This window comes from Dyadobacter sp. 676, from assembly GCF_040448675.1.
Taxonomy (GTDB): Bacteria; Bacteroidota; Bacteroidia; order Cytophagales; family Spirosomataceae; genus Dyadobacter.
Window position 1 is genome coordinate 5,134,565 of the sequence record NZ_CP159289.1, and the last position, 15,600, is coordinate 5,150,164.

14 protein-coding genes are annotated in these 15,600 nt (G+C 52.6%); 11 read left to right on the forward strand and 3 right to left on the reverse strand.

What is annotated here, in order from left to right; genetic code table 11:
- The first annotated feature begins 13 nt into the window (after positions 1-13).
- The 9 genes from ABV298_RS22845 (at position 14) to ABV298_RS22885 (ending at position 12,233) form a co-directional block, all read left to right on the forward strand.
- Complete coding sequence (locus ABV298_RS22845; protein ID WP_353718469.1) at positions 14-970, forward strand: D-ribose ABC transporter substrate-binding protein; 957 nt, start codon at positions 14-16, stop codon at positions 968-970.
- Positions 971-972: 2 nt separating this feature from the next.
- Positions 973-1,590 (forward strand): DUF2291 domain-containing protein, encoded by a 618-nt coding sequence (locus ABV298_RS22850; protein WP_353718470.1) that lies wholly within the window; start codon positions 973-975, stop codon positions 1,588-1,590.
- The gene (locus ABV298_RS22855; RefSeq protein ID WP_353718471.1) at positions 1,587-3,113 is read left to right on the forward strand and encodes a sugar ABC transporter ATP-binding protein; all 1,527 of its coding nucleotides are present in this window, start codon (positions 1,587-1,589) and stop codon (positions 3,111-3,113) included. The genes ABV298_RS22850 and ABV298_RS22855 overlap by 4 nt, the downstream gene beginning before the upstream one ends.
- 89 nt (positions 3,114-3,202) lie before the next feature.
- Entirely contained in the window at positions 3,203-4,243 is a 1,041-nt protein-coding gene (gene rbsC / locus ABV298_RS22860; RefSeq protein ID WP_353718472.1) for a ribose ABC transporter permease, read from the forward strand.
- A 104-nt stretch (positions 4,244-4,347) separates the two neighbouring features.
- Positions 4,348-5,217 carry a glycoside hydrolase family 43 protein gene (locus tag ABV298_RS22865; RefSeq protein ID WP_353718473.1) on the forward strand — a complete coding sequence of 290 codons (870 nt, stop codon included), beginning with the start codon at positions 4,348-4,350 and terminating at the stop codon, positions 5,215-5,217.
- Between the two features lie 143 nt (positions 5,218-5,360).
- Positions 5,361-5,966 (forward strand): sigma-70 family RNA polymerase sigma factor, encoded by a 606-nt coding sequence (locus ABV298_RS22870; protein ID WP_353718474.1) that lies wholly within the window; start codon positions 5,361-5,363, stop codon positions 5,964-5,966.
- Positions 5,967-6,067: 101 nt separating this feature from the next.
- Positions 6,068-7,174 (forward strand): FecR domain-containing protein, encoded by a 1,107-nt coding sequence (locus tag ABV298_RS22875; protein WP_353718475.1) that lies wholly within the window; start codon positions 6,068-6,070, stop codon positions 7,172-7,174.
- A 201-nt stretch (positions 7,175-7,375) separates the two neighbouring features.
- On the forward strand, positions 7,376-10,693 hold the full coding sequence (locus ABV298_RS22880; protein WP_353723229.1) for a TonB-dependent receptor: 3,318 nt from the start codon (positions 7,376-7,378) through the stop codon (positions 10,691-10,693).
- A 19-nt stretch (positions 10,694-10,712) separates the two neighbouring features.
- On the forward strand, positions 10,713-12,233 hold the full coding sequence (locus ABV298_RS22885; RefSeq protein WP_353718476.1) for a RagB/SusD family nutrient uptake outer membrane protein: 1,521 nt from the start codon (positions 10,713-10,715) through the stop codon (positions 12,231-12,233).
- Positions 12,234-12,498: 265 nt separating this feature from the next.
- Here ABV298_RS22885 and ABV298_RS22890 read toward each other — a convergent pair whose 3' ends face one another.
- Both ABV298_RS22890 and ABV298_RS22895 read right to left on the reverse strand, forming a co-directional pair.
- Entirely contained in the window at positions 12,499-12,864 is a 366-nt protein-coding gene (locus ABV298_RS22890) for a hypothetical protein (protein WP_353718477.1), read from the reverse strand.
- 219 nt (positions 12,865-13,083) lie between these two features.
- Positions 13,084-13,836: a hypothetical protein gene (locus ABV298_RS22895; protein WP_353718478.1), complete on the reverse strand. Its 753-nt coding sequence runs from the start codon at positions 13,834-13,836 to the stop codon at positions 13,084-13,086.
- A 266-nt stretch (positions 13,837-14,102) separates the two neighbouring features.
- Between ABV298_RS22895 and ABV298_RS22900 the strand changes: the two genes are divergently transcribed.
- Positions 14,103-14,570 (forward strand): hypothetical protein, encoded by a 468-nt coding sequence (locus tag ABV298_RS22900; RefSeq protein ID WP_353718479.1) that lies wholly within the window; start codon positions 14,103-14,105, stop codon positions 14,568-14,570.
- 65 nt (positions 14,571-14,635) lie between these two features.
- On the opposite strand, the gene ABV298_RS22905 is transcribed toward ABV298_RS22900, so the two are convergent.
- Entirely contained in the window at positions 14,636-15,007 is a 372-nt protein-coding gene (locus ABV298_RS22905) for a hypothetical protein (RefSeq protein ID WP_353718480.1), read from the reverse strand.
- 215 nt (positions 15,008-15,222) lie between these two features.
- Between ABV298_RS22905 and ABV298_RS22910 the strand changes: the two genes are divergently transcribed.
- The gene (locus ABV298_RS22910; protein ID WP_353718481.1) at positions 15,223-15,546 is read left to right on the forward strand and encodes a DUF6660 family protein; all 324 of its coding nucleotides are present in this window, start codon (positions 15,223-15,225) and stop codon (positions 15,544-15,546) included.
- Positions 15,547-15,600: the final 54 nt, after the last annotated feature.

The following is a 15,600-nucleotide window of genomic DNA, read 5'->3' on the forward strand; positions in this document are numbered from 1 at the left end:
AACCCATTGAAACATGAAGACCAGCATATATTACCGGATAGCGCTTTTGTGCATTGTTTTCGGACTGGGATGGAGTAGTTGTAAAACAAAACGGCCCGACAACGAACCTAAAAAGATCGCGATCGTCATTTCGACGCTGAATAACCCGTGGTTCGTTTTTCTCGCTCAGAAAGCCGAAGCGAAAGCGAAGCAGTTGGGGTACGAGTCCAAAATTTTTGATTCCCAGAATAATACCGCCCAGGAAACCGACCATTTCGACAACGCGATTGCGTCGGGGTATGACGCGATCCTGTTCAATCCCACCGACGCCGACGGCTCCATTGTGAATGTGAAGAATGCGGTTGCCGCGGGTGTGCCGGTGTTTTGCATGGACCGCGAAGTGAATGCGAACGGCGCGGCTACCTCGCAGATTTTGTCGGATAGCTACTCGGGTTGCGTGGCGATCGGAAAATACTTCGTCGAGACTTTGAATAAGAAGGGAAAATATGTGGAAATCCTCGGGATGGTGGGCGATAACAACACCTGGAACCGCTCGAAGGGCTTTCATAGTGTGGTCGATTTTTACCCGGGTCTGAAAATGGTCGCGCAGCAAAGTGCCGATTTCGACCGGAATAAGGCGATGGAAGTCATGGAATCCATTCTGCAAGCGCATCCCGATATCGACGGTGTTTTTTGCGGGAACGATGCCATGGCCATGGGTGCTTACCAGGCGTTGGTGGCCGCAGGGAAGGCCGATCGCGTGAAGGTCTTTGGATTCGACGGGGCCGAGGACGTGGTGAAATCCATTCAGGACGGCAAAATTATGGCAACCGGCATGCAGTTCCCCGAAGTGATGGCACAGACTGCCGCCACATTCGCCGACGAATATTTCAAAGGTAAACGCGACTTCCCGCGCAAGATGCCGGTAGCCGTGGAGCTGGTAAAAAAGGATAATGTCGAAAATTATGCCGCTTACGGCGAAAAACAATAGCTATGCCCAAACCGATCCGATACCTGCTTTACGTGGCCGTGTTTGCGTTACTGGCTTATAATTCGGTGTATTTCAGGAAACTGGATGAAGTGAAGGCCGGTGCCGAGACGTTCGATGCAGCGGGTTATGCCCGAGATTTCTGGAACAAAAAGTTAATGCCCGGTTTGTCGAAAGCCGCGGATTTGAATGCATTGGTTACCCAACTGAAAACGGAGAAAGATAAAGCATTTGCGCAGCATTCACACGCGCTTGGCATCGGGAATATCCGCTATTTCCTCGTGAAAGGTCAAGGCGTGGTGACGGGCGTGGACGAAAACGAGGTAGCCGTGGAAGTCGGAAATATCCGGGCACGCATTGCTACGGAATACATTTTCGGCAACGCCGTCCGCGATGCATCGGGCGCGATCGATATCGACGCTTTTACGAATTCGATGGATTTCAACAATGTATCGGCGGAGATCAACAAGCTGATCCGCGAAAAGGTGGTGCCACCGTTTAAATCCGGCGTCAGAAAGGGAGATCGGGTGTCATTCCATGGTGCCATCGAGTTGAACCGCGAGCATCTCCAACTCGACAACATCGAAATTATTCCGGTAAGTCTCCAAATCGAAAAACCATGACAACGACATTGTTGGAAGCGAAGCATATCACGAAGCGGTTCCCCGGTGTAGTCGCGCTGGACGGTGTTTCGCTGTCGGTGGAAGCCGGGAAAGTCACCGCGCTGATTGGCGAGAACGGCGCAGGGAAGTCGACATTGATGAAGATACTCTCCGGTGTTTACCCCGATTTCGAAGGGGAAATGTACTACAAAGGCGAACCGGCGAAGTTTGCGGGCCCGAAGGACGCCCAGCAGCAGGGCGTTGCGATCATACACCAGGAACTCAATTTAATACCCTATCTCACGATTACCGAGAACATTTTCCTCGGCCGCGAACTGGTGACGCAGTATGGCACGATGGATAAAAGCCGCATGCGCAAACGCACCCAGGAGCTACTCGACCAGTTGAGGCTAAAAGTCAGTCCGGATGTCCGGGTCTTTAAACTCAAGGTAGGCCAGCAGCAAATCGTCGAAATCGCGAAGGCACTGCTTACAGATGCGGAGCTGATCATTATGGACGAACCGACGTCGGCCATTACCGGTGCGGAAGTAGAGGTTTTGTTCGATATTATTGCTGATCTCAAATCTCGGAATAAGGCCGTCGTTTACGTCTCCCATAAGCTCGACGAGCTCTTTCGCATTGCCGACCGCTACGTAGTGCTCCGCGACGGTAAAAGTATCGAATCCGGCGAAATGGCCGGTATGACACAGGATTTGCTGATCGGCAAAATGGTGGGTCGGAAAATCGACGTGATGCGCAAAACGACGGATCGTGCGCCCGGCGAGGCATTACTGGAAGTTAGGGACCTGAACCTGAAAAGCCGTGTGAAGGCGGGTAATGTGCTTAGTAATGTTTCTTTTAATATAGGTAAGGGAGAAATTGTGGGCCTTTTTGGTCTGATGGGCGCAGGACGTACCGAGTTGCTGGAATCGATTTTCGGGTTGTACCCCGCGCATGCCTCCGGAGAGGTGGTCATCGCCGGGCAATCCGTTTGTTGCGACTCCCCTGCACGCGCCATCGCGGCCGGGCTCGCGCTCGTACCCGAAGACCGGAAAAAAGATGGATTGGTGTTGGGACTGGGGGTTAAAAACAATATCAGTCTCACCACGTTGGAGGAAATGGAAAACTTTGGCACGCTCAATAATTCGAAAGAATGTGAGCTGGCCGATCATTATATCAGCGAGTTACGCATTAAAACGCCGTCCAAAGAGCAAAAGGCCCGGAACCTCAGCGGTGGCAACCAGCAGAAAATTGTACTTGCCAAATGGCTGGCGACACGTCCGAAAGTGCTCCTGCTCGACGAACCGACGCGTGGCATCGATATCAATGCCAAAACGGAAATCTATAAACTCATCATCCGCCTCGCCGACGAAGGTTTGGGCATTTTAATGGTTTCGTCGGAATTACCCGAAATTCTGGCCATTTCGGACCGGATACTGGTGATGTCGGAAGGCCGTCTGACAGGCGAGTTTTTAGCGAGTGAAGCGTCGGAAGACGGGATTCTGAAAGCGGCGATAAGGGGGACTTCCACTGTTGGCAGGTAGCCGAGAGGTTGACAGGACTTCGACTATCGGCAGTCGGCTTTTTTTGAATTGATGTAAATGTGAACGAGTAAATTCTTTTGTTACAAAAGATGCATGAAGTAACCAATAACGAGCGTACGGCTACCTCGCAGAAATCGCCGAGGGCCGACAGCCGACAGCCAGGGTTAAAAAATGTTCTCCCCCTGGCCAGGTTCCAATCGCTTATCGCATTGTTCCTGCTGTGCCTGGCATTGAGCATTTTGTCGGACAAGTTCCTGACCTTTTCCAATCTCTGGAATGTGATGCGGCAGATTTCGGTCAATATCTGCATTTCGGTGGGCATGACTTTAATCGTCCTCACGGCCGGGATCGATTTGTCGGTCGGCTCGGTACTCGCACTATGTGGCGCGATTACGGCCGGTTTGCTCAAAAACGGAATTGAAATACCTGCTCAAAACCTTTTCATCGGTTTTACCGTGCTCGGCGCGATCCTGGCGGGGATGCTCGCGGGCTCCGCGTTGGGTGCATTCAACGGCTGGGCTATCACGCGTTTCAATGTGCCTCCCTTTGTAGCCACGCTTGCGATGCTTACGGTTGCCCGCGGCCTTACCATGCTCTGGACCGGCGGCTTTCCGATCAGCGGGCTGGGGGATACGTTCCTGTTTATCGGAACGGGTTGGTTCCTCGGTATTCCGGTGCCGGTGTGGATATCGATCGTAGTGGTGGCGCTGGCCGTCTTTCTGACCGACAAGACGCGGATCGGGCGCTACATTTATGCCATCGGAGGTAACGAAAGTGCCTCGCGGCTTTCGGGGATCAATGTCGACAGGGTTAAAATAATCGTCTATACCATTGCCGGAGCGCTCGCAGCGGTGGGCGGGATCATGGTTACCTCACGCCTCGATTCCGCCCAGCCCAATGCGGGGATCAGCTATGAACTGGACTCTATCGCAGCCGTCGTGATTGGCGGCACCTCGCTCTCGGGCGGGCGCGGGAGCATTCTCGGCACCGTACAAGGGGCGATCATCATCGGCGTGCTCAATAATGGGCTGGTGCTGCTAAATGTATCGCCGTTCTGGCAGCAGGTCGTGAAAGGGCTGGTGATTTTACTGGCAGTGATTATCGATAAGTCGAATGGGAAGAATGAGTAGCGGGTGCCGATCTCCCGATTGCAGAAGGTTAGAATGAATGACCAACCGTTGTAAAAATTAATATGAGTCGAATCTATCTTTTTGCAATACTTGCTCTCCTGTCATTGTCCTGCCAAAAAGACGCCTACCTCTTCACATCTTTCCGCGAACCGGCGACCGACGGCCTGCATCTGGCGTACAGCCGCGACGGCTATCACTGGACGGACCTCGGCGGCGGTTACCTCAAACCCGAAGTCGGCGGCAGGCTTATGCGGGATCCTTCTATCGCGAGAGGGAAGGACGGGACATTTCACCTGGTTTGGACGACGAACTGGAAAGGCGACAAGGGATTCGGCTATGCGAGTTCCAGGGATTTGATGCATTGGTCGGAGCAGCGGTTCGTCCCGGTGATGGAGCATGAACCGGAAGTCGTGAACGTGTGGGCGCCGGAACTGTTTTACGATGAGGAGAACGACCGCTTCGTGATCATCTGGGCTTCTACCATCCCTTTCAAATTTCTCAAAGGAGAGGAAGACGAGCGCAACAATCACCGGATGTACTACGTCACGACGAGGGATTTTCAGACATTTTCCAAAGCGGCACTGTTCCTCGATCCGGGCTTCAGTGTGATCGATTGCGTGATCGCCCAGCGCAAAAAAGATGATTATGTGCTGGTTTTGAAGGACAATACCCGCCCGCAGCGGAATATCAAAGTCGCATTTGCCGACCACGTTTTGGGGCCCTACCGGAATATATCCGCGCCTTTCACGGGCTTTCTTACCGAAGGGCCAACCGTCGTGAAAGTTAAAAATGATTGGCTGGTCTATTTCGACCAGTATCGCGACAAGACCTATGGTGCCGTAAAGACCGCCGACTTCAAGTCTTTTACCGATATTTCCACGGAAATTGCAGTTCCCGACGGACATAAACACGGCACGATCATCCCCGTCGATTCCCGGACTTTGAAAAAATTGAAGGAAAAAGCGGGTCGCTGAAACCGCTTGAACGGGACTGTGCGTATAGGGCGAGCGGTAGCCTCTGATTGTAATAAATTGAAGATTAAATGCGATGAATAGTAGTAAGAAAGCATCGGAGGCTGCTTTTCCTCGTGCAAACCTGACTAAAATTCATCGATTTCATGAAGGCTTTAACCCGTCCGGACCTGTATGTCGAAGAAGAGCAGAGGCTGTGGCGGGAAATGCTCGAAGGGAATGTAACCGCTTATGAACACCTTATTAATCGCACCTACGACCTTCTTTTTCACTACGGCACCAAGTTTTCCAGCGACCGCGAGTTGATCAAAGACTGCATTCAGGACGTTTTTCTGGTTATTTGGGAAAGGAGAAATACATTGAATCCAGGCATTCCGCCCAAACCCTACCTGCTCGCGTCGCTACGCCGCCGCCTGCATCGCATCGCTTCGCGGCCGAGGATGGACTGTATGGACTATTACAGCGAATCGGACATCATTTTCGACCTCGAATTCGGTGCCGATTACCAGCTCATAGAATCCGAAAACGACAGGCTACTCGCGTCGAGGATGACCGAAATGCTCAATGAGCTTCCCAAACGGCAAAAGGAAGCCGTTTTTCTGCGCTTCTACAACGATTTGGAGCGCGAGGAGATCGCGATGGTGATGGATATCCAGCCGCAGTCGGTTTCCAATCTGCTGCAAGAGGCTTTCAAATTTATCAAATCGCATTGGAGGACCATCGTTTCGCTGGCTTTCGCCCTGCCTTTTTAAAGCTTGAAATACCTCATTTAAAAATTTCAAAAAAAATCTGAAAAATACAGTATCCCGCCGTCGCGGTGGTCTAATGGTGTTTGAAAAGCTAAATTTCGAATATGGACCGTTACCGCAATTTCAGTCTGGGGGAGTTTGTTTGGGACAAATCGTTCCGCAACTGGGTACTGAACCCAACGCGGGAGGACGACGAAACCTGGCAGAACTGGCTCGCAGCCAATCCCGATAAACGTGAAATAGTGGACCGTGCACGCCAACTGGTGCTGGCTGTCCGTCCCAAAAATGCGGCTTTGAATAACCCCGAAAAACGGAAGGCGGTTGAGCGGATCGTCGAACGGCTGGAAGTCCGGAACAGGGACCATGCCGATGTCCTTTTGCCCTGGTATACCGGCCGCGTGGCGCGAATCGCGGCGGTGCTGGTGCTTCTGACGGGCCTGGGATGGTTGTTCTGGCTTAGAAGCCAATCGAAAGTGATCAATTATGAACAGCTTGTGGCTGCCGCCGGAGTTGAAATGCGCGAAACCGTGAACACGACTTCGTATCCGCTCATGGTCCGGCTCGAAGACGGCAGCCGGGTTACGCTCGACCCCGGCAGCAAAATGGGTTACCCGGCCCGTTTCAGGGAAACGCAGCGCGAGGTTTTTCTTTCGGGAAAAGCATTTTTCGAGATTGCCAAAGATCCTTCCAAGCCGTTTTTTGTGTACGCCAATGAACTGGTTACCAAAGTTTTAGGTACCAGTTTTACCGTCCGGTCCTTTGCCGGTGAACAGGAAGTGGAGGTCGCTGTAAAAACCGGCAAAGTAGCTGTGTTCTCGCGCGAAGATCCCGATGCGATCGAAAAGCAAAGCTCCCGCGAGCTGACGGGTGTGGTGGTCGAGCCTAATCAGCAGGTAGTTTTTGTCCGGAAATCTGTCCAAATCACAAAAAGCATCGTGGCCGAACCGGAAGTGGTAACTGAAGGCAAAGTGGCGCCCCGTCTCGAATTCGATGAAGCACCGGTATCGGATGTATTTGCGGCTTTGCAAAACGCCTATGGCATCGAAATCATTTACGACAAGAACGTTATGGATGAATGCCCGATCACCGCTACACTCACGGAAATGTCGCTTTACGAGCAGCTCGATCTGGTTTGCAAAGCCGTTGGGGCTGGCTATAAGAGCATTGACGGGCGGATTGTGGTAGAAGGAAAAGGCTGTAAGAATATGTAAACAAAAAGCCGGCCCATGCGCCAACATGGCCGGCCCGGATATCCTCAGTGGTTAGCAGACCATCACATCTCACACAAATGGGATGAGGAGGAAGATTTTGCCAAGTTTCAATTAACAAAACCGTTCAAATGTATGAAAATACCGGTACAGTTCCATCGTAAATGGTTAGTTCTTATGCGGATAAGCGTTGCGCAATTGATAATGGCGGTATGGCTGGTCGGGAATGCGCTCGCAGCGGACGTACGTGCGCAGGAACTGCTCAACAAGCGCATCAGCTTGCAGGCGCAGGACCTGGAAGTGAAGAAAGTCCTGCACCAGATCGAAAAGCAGGCCGGCGTCCGGTTCGTTTTCAGCTCCAAGGTAATCCAGTCGGGGCGGAAGGTTACCATTCAGCAATCGAACCGGGAACTTTCGAAGGTTCTGGAAGAATTTCTGGTGCCGCTGGGACTTACATATGAAGTTTCGGGCAAAAATATAGTTATCCGTCCGTCGGATGCGCCCAAAGGGCCGGCCGGCGAGCCGGAGGCATCGGCGAAAAACGGGTTGCAGGCGGTTTCGCAGGTTACTGTCAAGGGCCGCGTGACCGACGCCGAAAGCAAAGAGCCTTTGCCCGGGGTGAATATTCTTGTCAAGGGTACCCAAACGGGCACGTCCACGGACGCGGATGGTAACTACACCCTGACAATCGAGAACCCCAATACAACATTGATTTACAGCTTCGTAGGTTACGAACCGCAGGAAGTACAGGTTGGCGGCAGAACGGAGATCAACGTCGGTCTTAAAACAGACCAGAAATCGCTCGAAGAAGTGCTCGTAGTGGGTTATGGAACTGTAAAGAAAAGCGATGTGACCGGTTCGGTGGCCTCCGTGAAATCGCAGGAACTGACTGCCTACCCCGCGCTAGGCACAGTGCAGGCATTACAGGGCCGTGCCGCCGGCGTGCAGATCCAGGCCAACAACGGCGAACCGGGCTCATCTTTCAAAGTGCGGATTCGCGGAGGAACTTCCATTAATGCAAGCAGCGACCCGATTTACGTCGTAGACGGCTTCGTGGGCGGTACGTTGCCGCCGCCGGAGGATATCGAATCCATTGAAATCCTGAAAGACGCGTCCGCAACGGCTATTTACGGCTCGCGCGGTGCCAATGGCGTGATCATGGTGACGACCAAAAAAGGGACCTCGGGCAAGCCACGTATCGAGTTCAATACTTCGTATTCCGGCCAGAAGGAGATCAACCGGCTGGATTTGCTCAATGCCGCGCAGTTTCTCGACTATGTGCAGGAAGTACGGCCCAATATCGTTTCACAGGGGGCCGATACCGACTGGCAGGAACAAATCTTTCGCCGCGGCGGCATCCAGAACCACCAGTTGTCGGTAGCAGGCGGCAGCGAGGCGGTGAAGTACTATGTGTCCGGGGCTTATTACGACCAGAAAGGCATTATCCTCAACTCGGGCTACAAGCGGTATTCGGTGACGAGCAATATCGATATCAACGCTACCAAACGGCTCAAACTGGGGCTGAACCTGTTCGCGCAACGCGTCTCGCGCCAGCAATCGAAAACCCAGGAAGGTTCGGGCGGCCTCACGCCCGGCGTGATGTCGGCGGCTCTGAAATTCGAGCCCGACCAGCCGATTCGCGACGCCAATGGCCGTTTTACCGTCGCACGGCTGAGCGACCCTATCGATAACCCCTATGCGATTGCGACGCAGCTGCAAAACGAGTCGCTGGCCGACCGCATCCAGGGCAACCTATATGCAGAATACAATATTCTTAAGGATTTGAAATTCAGGGTGACGCTCGGCGCGACGACCAATAGCGGCCGCACGGGCACATTTACGCCTACTACCCTGAACGATGGCCGGAATGTAGGTGGAGCAGCCACGGTGAACGGCAACAAGAGCACGTTGTTATTGAATGAAAACTATTTGACCTACAACAAAAAGATAGGCGCATTGCACGACCTGTCGGTAATGGCGGGCTACTCCTACCAGAAATCATCGAGTGAAAACTGGGGCGGATCGGGGCAGTCGTTCATTACCGATGCCGTTTCGTACTGGAACCTGGGTGGCTCCTCCGTTTGGCAAAGTCCCAATTCAGGACTCACAGAATGGGTACTGGCCTCGTACTATGCCCGGTTAACCTATTCTTTGGCCGATAAATACCTCTTTACAGCCAATATCCGTCAGGACGGCTCTTCGAATTTCAGCAAAAACCACAAATGGGCCACGTTTCCGTCCGGCGCATTCGCTTGGAAAATGTCGGGTGAGCCGTTTATGCAAAATATTGCGGCGATCAGTCAGTGGAAATGGCGCGTGAGCTATGGTCTTACGGGCAACCAGGCCATCGAGCCGTATCAGACGATGGCGCGTTTTTCGAATGTGTATACGATCATCAACGGAACACCCGTGAATGCCGTCCGGCCTACCACCGTCGCCAACGACGATCTTACGTGGGAAACGACGCATCAGTTCGACCTTGGCGCAGATGTAAGCCTGTTCAACAACCGGATCAACCTCGTGGCCGATTATTACCGACGTGTTACCAAAGACCTTCTTTTCAGCGTGCAATTGCCGCAGTATTCGGGTTATACCAATCAGTTGCAGAATATCGGCGAGGTTGAAAACAAGGGTGTCGAGTTTACATTGAATACCCGTAACCTCGTGGGCGCCTTCAAATGGAGTACCGACATTAATTTTTCTTTGAACCGTAATAAAATCCTGAAACTGCCCGCAGGAACCGATATTCTTTATGGCTCCGCGCCGGGGCATATGGTGGGAATGGGGCAGACCCAGATATTGCGTGAAGGTTATCCGGTAGGCAGTTTTTACGGCTGGATCTACGACGGTGTTTACCAGGAAGGCGATAGTTTCGTCCCCGGCGGCGGTTTCGAGACGGTAGCGGGAGGGGAGAAATTCAGGGATATCAATGGTAAAAAGGACGCGAACGGCCAGCTTACCGGCGAGCCCGACGGCACCCTGAACAGCGACGACCGTACGATCATCGGTAACCCACATCCGAAATTTACCTGGGGCATGAACAACGATTTTAGTTGGAAAGGCTTTGATCTGAACATATTCTTCCAGGCCTCGAAAGGCAACGATCTGCTCAGCTACACGCTCATGGAACTGAACCTGCTCTCGGCCATCAACAATGCGACCACGGAAGCATTGAACCGCTGGACGCCTGCGAATACGGATACGGACGTACCCAAAGCCGCCGTTGGCCGTACGCGCAGGGTGTCGACACGCTGGGTGAAGGATGGCAGTTTTGTCAGGATGAAAAACCTCGCGTTAGGCTACAATTTTCCTAAACCCGTGCTCGAAAAACTCAGGATCAGTAAATTGCGCATTTATGCCAGCGCCCAGAACATCCTGACGTTCACGAAATACAAGGGCTACGATCCGGAGGTAAACTATTCGTCGGACGGGAACACCGACAGCAACCGCAATCTCGGCCTCGACTATGGCAGCTATCCCAACGCCAAATCCTACACCATTGGTTTGAACCTCGGTTTTTAAGCATTAAACGGACATGACAATGAAGCATTTACTTAATAGATCAGTAATCCTGACGGCGATGGTTTCGTTGCTCCTGGGCTGCGCGGACCTCGACGAAAAACCTATGGGGCTACTTGCGCCGGAGGCGTTGTTCAGGACTTCCAGAGATGTGGAAACGGCGATTATGGGCGCTTATGGCTGGATAGCCACCGAACGCCTCTACGGCCGCCAGTTCGTATCGGCGCTGATGCTCAGGAGCGATATGGAGGACATCGGCGACCGGGGCACGCCTGCCGAACGCCAGCAGGTAAACGATTTCAATATGGACGACAATAATAATATGGTCAACCAGTTCTGGCCGGTATGGTACCAGGTAATCAGTGCGACCAATGCGGCTATTTTCGGTGCGCAGAGCCTCGCGTTGCCCGAAAATACAGGAAATCCGCTCATCGCCGAAGCGCGCTTTATCCGCGCGTTCGCGTATTTTCACCTCGTGCAGGTTTTCGGCGATATTCCTTATATCGATTATTTTATCAGTAACCCCGAGTTGGTCAAATCCATCTCCAAAACGCCCGCGGCAACGGTTTATGCCAACATCATCGCCGACCTGGAATTCGCGAAGCAATGGCTGCCCGAAAAACAGCCTTCGGAAGTGCGCAGCCGGGCGACAAAGGGTACTGCGGCATCTTACCTAGCCTCCGTACACCTCACAATGGGCCAGTATCAGAAGGCATATACCGAAGCGAAATGGGTGATCGATAACAGGGACAGGTTTGGCTACGCACTGGAAGCCGATTTCCAGACGCTCTTTAAAGCGCCGCAGGCCCCGAACATGAAGGAACATATTTTTGATATCGACTTCCTGGGCCAGAAATCGGGCGATGGCGGAGCCAATGACGACATTATGGCTCCTATGACAGGTGTTCGCGGAGGCGACGCGCCACGCAGCGGATGGAGCGTAATCGTGCCTTCGCTGAAAGTGTACAGCACCTGGGACAACCGCGATTACCGCAAGGAAGTAAGTTTCGAAGATTCGCTGCTGATCGGCGGCAAGCTCGTTCCGTACACCGAGTTCCCGAATACAAAACGTCCGCATATAGCCAAATACGCCCGTTTTGCGGGAAATTCCAATTCCGAAGGCCGCTATTCGGACCATAACTATGCGGCTATGCGTTACGCGGAAATCCTGCTCATCGCCGCCGAAGCGTCGGTAGAGGTGAACGGGCCTAATGCGGAGGCGTTGGGGTATATTAATCAGGTAAGGGCGCGGGCCCGAAATTGGGCGGGCAAGCAAACTGCGTTTCCGGAGGATGTCAAAGCAGGTCTCGGCAAAGAGGCGCTTATCGACCTGATCCTCGACGAACGACGCCTCGAACTCGCTTTCGAATACAAGCGCTGGTACGATATCAAGCGGCGCAACCTCGGCGAAAAAGTTTTCAAAGGACCCAATTCGCTGGAACCGCATGATAATTTCGATGCTAACCGGGATTACCTGATGCCGCTGCCGCGTGTGGAGTTGCAGGTGAACCCGAACCTGGCGCCGCAGAACCCGGGGTATTGAGTTTCACTGAGTGAATGAGTGAATGAGCCGACGTGGAACGGGGAAAGGGTGAATGACGAATCGGGTAGCGATGTAGGATTGGTAGAAAGGGAACCGATGACCGTTGAATGACAATCCCGTCAGGGATGTAACGACAATGCTGTTGCAATGCATTGTTGTTACATGCCCGAGGGGCATTTTGTTAAAATTTTCGTTGATTGATTTGCCACCAATATTACATGCCTGACGGCATTTGTTGTATGGCAATTATCGCCTGGTGATCCAGTTAGAGGCCTAGAACTTCCTTCACACTTTGGCTGTCATTTTTAGATAGAATAAATTTCCGTTCCGTGACATGATCAGCGATGACGCTGTTCGCGAGCAGCAGGCGGACGGAAATCGCCGATTGGTTTAACCAGCCGCGCTCGCCGTTTTTCAATTCATGAGAAAGAAGCGGTTCGTTAAAATCATAGGCCGTGTTTTTGAATCGGAATACCAGAACCGGAACGCTGTCCTTCCACTCGATGGCGCATTGGATTGGAGATGTGTTGTCGAGAAGATCGTCCGGGAAATGGGTGTTTTTAAGAATGATGTCGAGCGTGGCGGCGTGGGGGAGTACGCGTATGTGAGGCGATCGTTCAGGGAGCGACATTGTTTTCAAATTTCTTTATGCAATCAACAAAGCCCGCTCCGGAATGATTCAGGGCGGGTTTTTGTGACGGCCCCGGCACCACCGAGCCGACGGGCCGGGCGGCTACCGGAAATACCCGGCCGAGCTCGCGATCGAAGCGAACGGGCTGGACAAGGCCGTGGCATACCGGCTGCGGAAGTGGGCGCAGAACGCAGCGACGATTCGGTGCCCGGAATTCATTTAGTTGATTTTCAGGGCAGACCAGTGCACGACAGGGTGGTTGTCGCCGTCGTCGAGCGAGAGTGTCATGCTGGAATTGTTTTGATCGAAGTACAATTCGAGTACATCGCCGGTATTGAGTAGCGCAGTGCCCTCGATGTTGATCGTACCGGTAGCGGCAGGCAGCCGTTGCTTGGAATTGGGCGGAATGGTAACATTGGTTATGGGAAATATGCCTTTGGCGTATACCTGCGATGTGGTAGCATTGCGGACGGCGACGTAAGGAATCGAGTTGGTGGGAAGGGAGATTCCCTGTTCCCTGAACTCATAATTAATGCTGGCCGACAGCCTGTAATAGCCGCTCTCGGCGACTGTGAAGGTCGACGTTGAGCCATCAAATGTGCCGCCGGATGCAAATGCCGGTGTCGACCATTGGCTCGAAATGCGTTGTGAGCCCGTAACAACAGATGACGGCTTGCCTATGGCGGAAAAGCCCGCAGGTGCGGTACCGACCTTATTCCACACAGTCCCGTTGTAAAAGTAAAATCCGGGATTGTTGTCTGTCTGATAGATCATCAGACCAGTTGCCGGCGACGCAATTCCGTTTCTCCCGTCCAGGTCCATTCGGGGAATCAGCACCCCTTTTTTGTCCCCGGCAATGTCGAGTTGCGCACTGGGGTCCGGCGTGGTGGTACCGATCCCTACCTGCGCGGAGGCGATATTTGAAAATGACGGCAGTGTGCCGAGCAAAGCGAAAACGAACAGGTGTTTCATGATGATGCGGGGTTAAGAATGGGAATGAATGCTTATGAAAGGCGTATGCTGCCGCCGGGTGATTTTGCGGGTGTGTGAACGGAAGGCTGTCTGGCCCGAACAAGTTAAACGCAAAAGAAAATCCAGCCGATCCGTGTTCGGCGGGGCAATCGGTAATGTGGGGTGTTTCGATTCCTGGAATAAAAGGTTATGAAAATAGCGGGTTTTTATTCACTTTGGGTGCTCCGTTGAACAATTAATTTTAAAACTCCTGCCATTAACCATTTATGAAAGTACATCTCCCCGCATTGCTTGTGGCAATATCGGTGTTCACAGCCTGTGGCCGGCCGGAAGGCGGCCCGGAAAGCGGAAAGGCCCCGGCCGGACCCGAAGGCACCTGGAAGCTCCTGACCGGTACGTTGATCGAGAAAGGTGACACCACCGTAACCGACTACACGAAGAACGTTTCCTTTATCAAGATCATCAACGAAAGCCATTTCGCCTTTTTACAACATGACCTGAACAAGGGAAAGGACTCAACCGCCAGCTTTTCGGCGGGTGGCGGGACTTACACGTTGAAGGATAGTACCTACACCGAAAAGCTCGAATATTGCACCGCCCGCGAATGGGAGGGGAACGAATTCCATTTTACGATCTCCATTAAAGACGATACATTGATTCAGCGCGGCATAGAGAAGGTGGAGGCGGCAGGGATAGAGCGCTTGAATATCGAGAAGTATGTGCGGTCGAAATGACCGGGCAGCCGATAAAAAAGCCGGAGATGCATGTAATCCCCGGCTTCAAAATAAATCGGCAACCCCTATTTGGCGGGCTCTTTGACCGCCGTGATCGGAAACTCGCCGTCCTGCGAGACGATCGTGCCCGAGAGTTTGTCGCCGTCCTGCGTCATCGTGACGGTGAGAATGCCGCCCTGGAAATCCAGTTTGAAAGTTACTTTGCCCTGGTCGATGGTCAGTTCCTTCATTTCCATACGCTCCTGCTGACCGAGGTAGCCGGTGGTTTTGTCGTCCTTCTGCTCGAAGGTCATGAAGCCTGTTTCATACTCAGGCGGCACATTGGAAACCGTGTATTTCCAGGTTCCGATCAGGTCGTTGGCCGTTTTAACGTTTTTGGCAGTTACAGCGAAGATGGCAACGGCCAGGATCATGGTCAGCAAGTACTTTACTTTCATTGTGTTAATGGTTTTTGCTTGGAAGATTGGTTAATGACAGGCATTTTTTTCCCAATTTAGAAAAAAGGAAATACGTTGCGCTCCCGGCAATGTTATATTTTCGGTAACTAAATTACCATCGGCCTTCACGACTGATTAACGGTTGCCGGTTGCTTATTCGCCGCGATTTGGTTTTTGCCTACCTGTTGCATTGCCATTTAGCCTAATTTTGCAACATGAAGGTCCTGGTCGCATATTTATTCGCATTTTACGTGCTTGCCCTTTCCTGCATTCCGTGCCAGGACGAGCCGGTGACGCACAGCGACGTTGCGGCTAAGGCTGTTTCCGATGCCGGAGACGGCCATAGCGAGGTTATCGACCTTTGTTCCCCACTCTGCATTTGTGCGTGCTGTGCGAGCGTAACCATCAGTCCGGTAGCCGCGGTTCTGCCCGATAACCCTGTAACACAACTGGTTCCACCGACAGGATTTTCGTATCTCCAGACACTTTCCGCCGGCGACATGGCCGGCATCTGGCAACCGCCGAAAGAAAGGGTATAATCCGCTTATCGACGGGGCAAGTCGTTGCGATGCAAGCTTTGCCCCGAAGCCGCC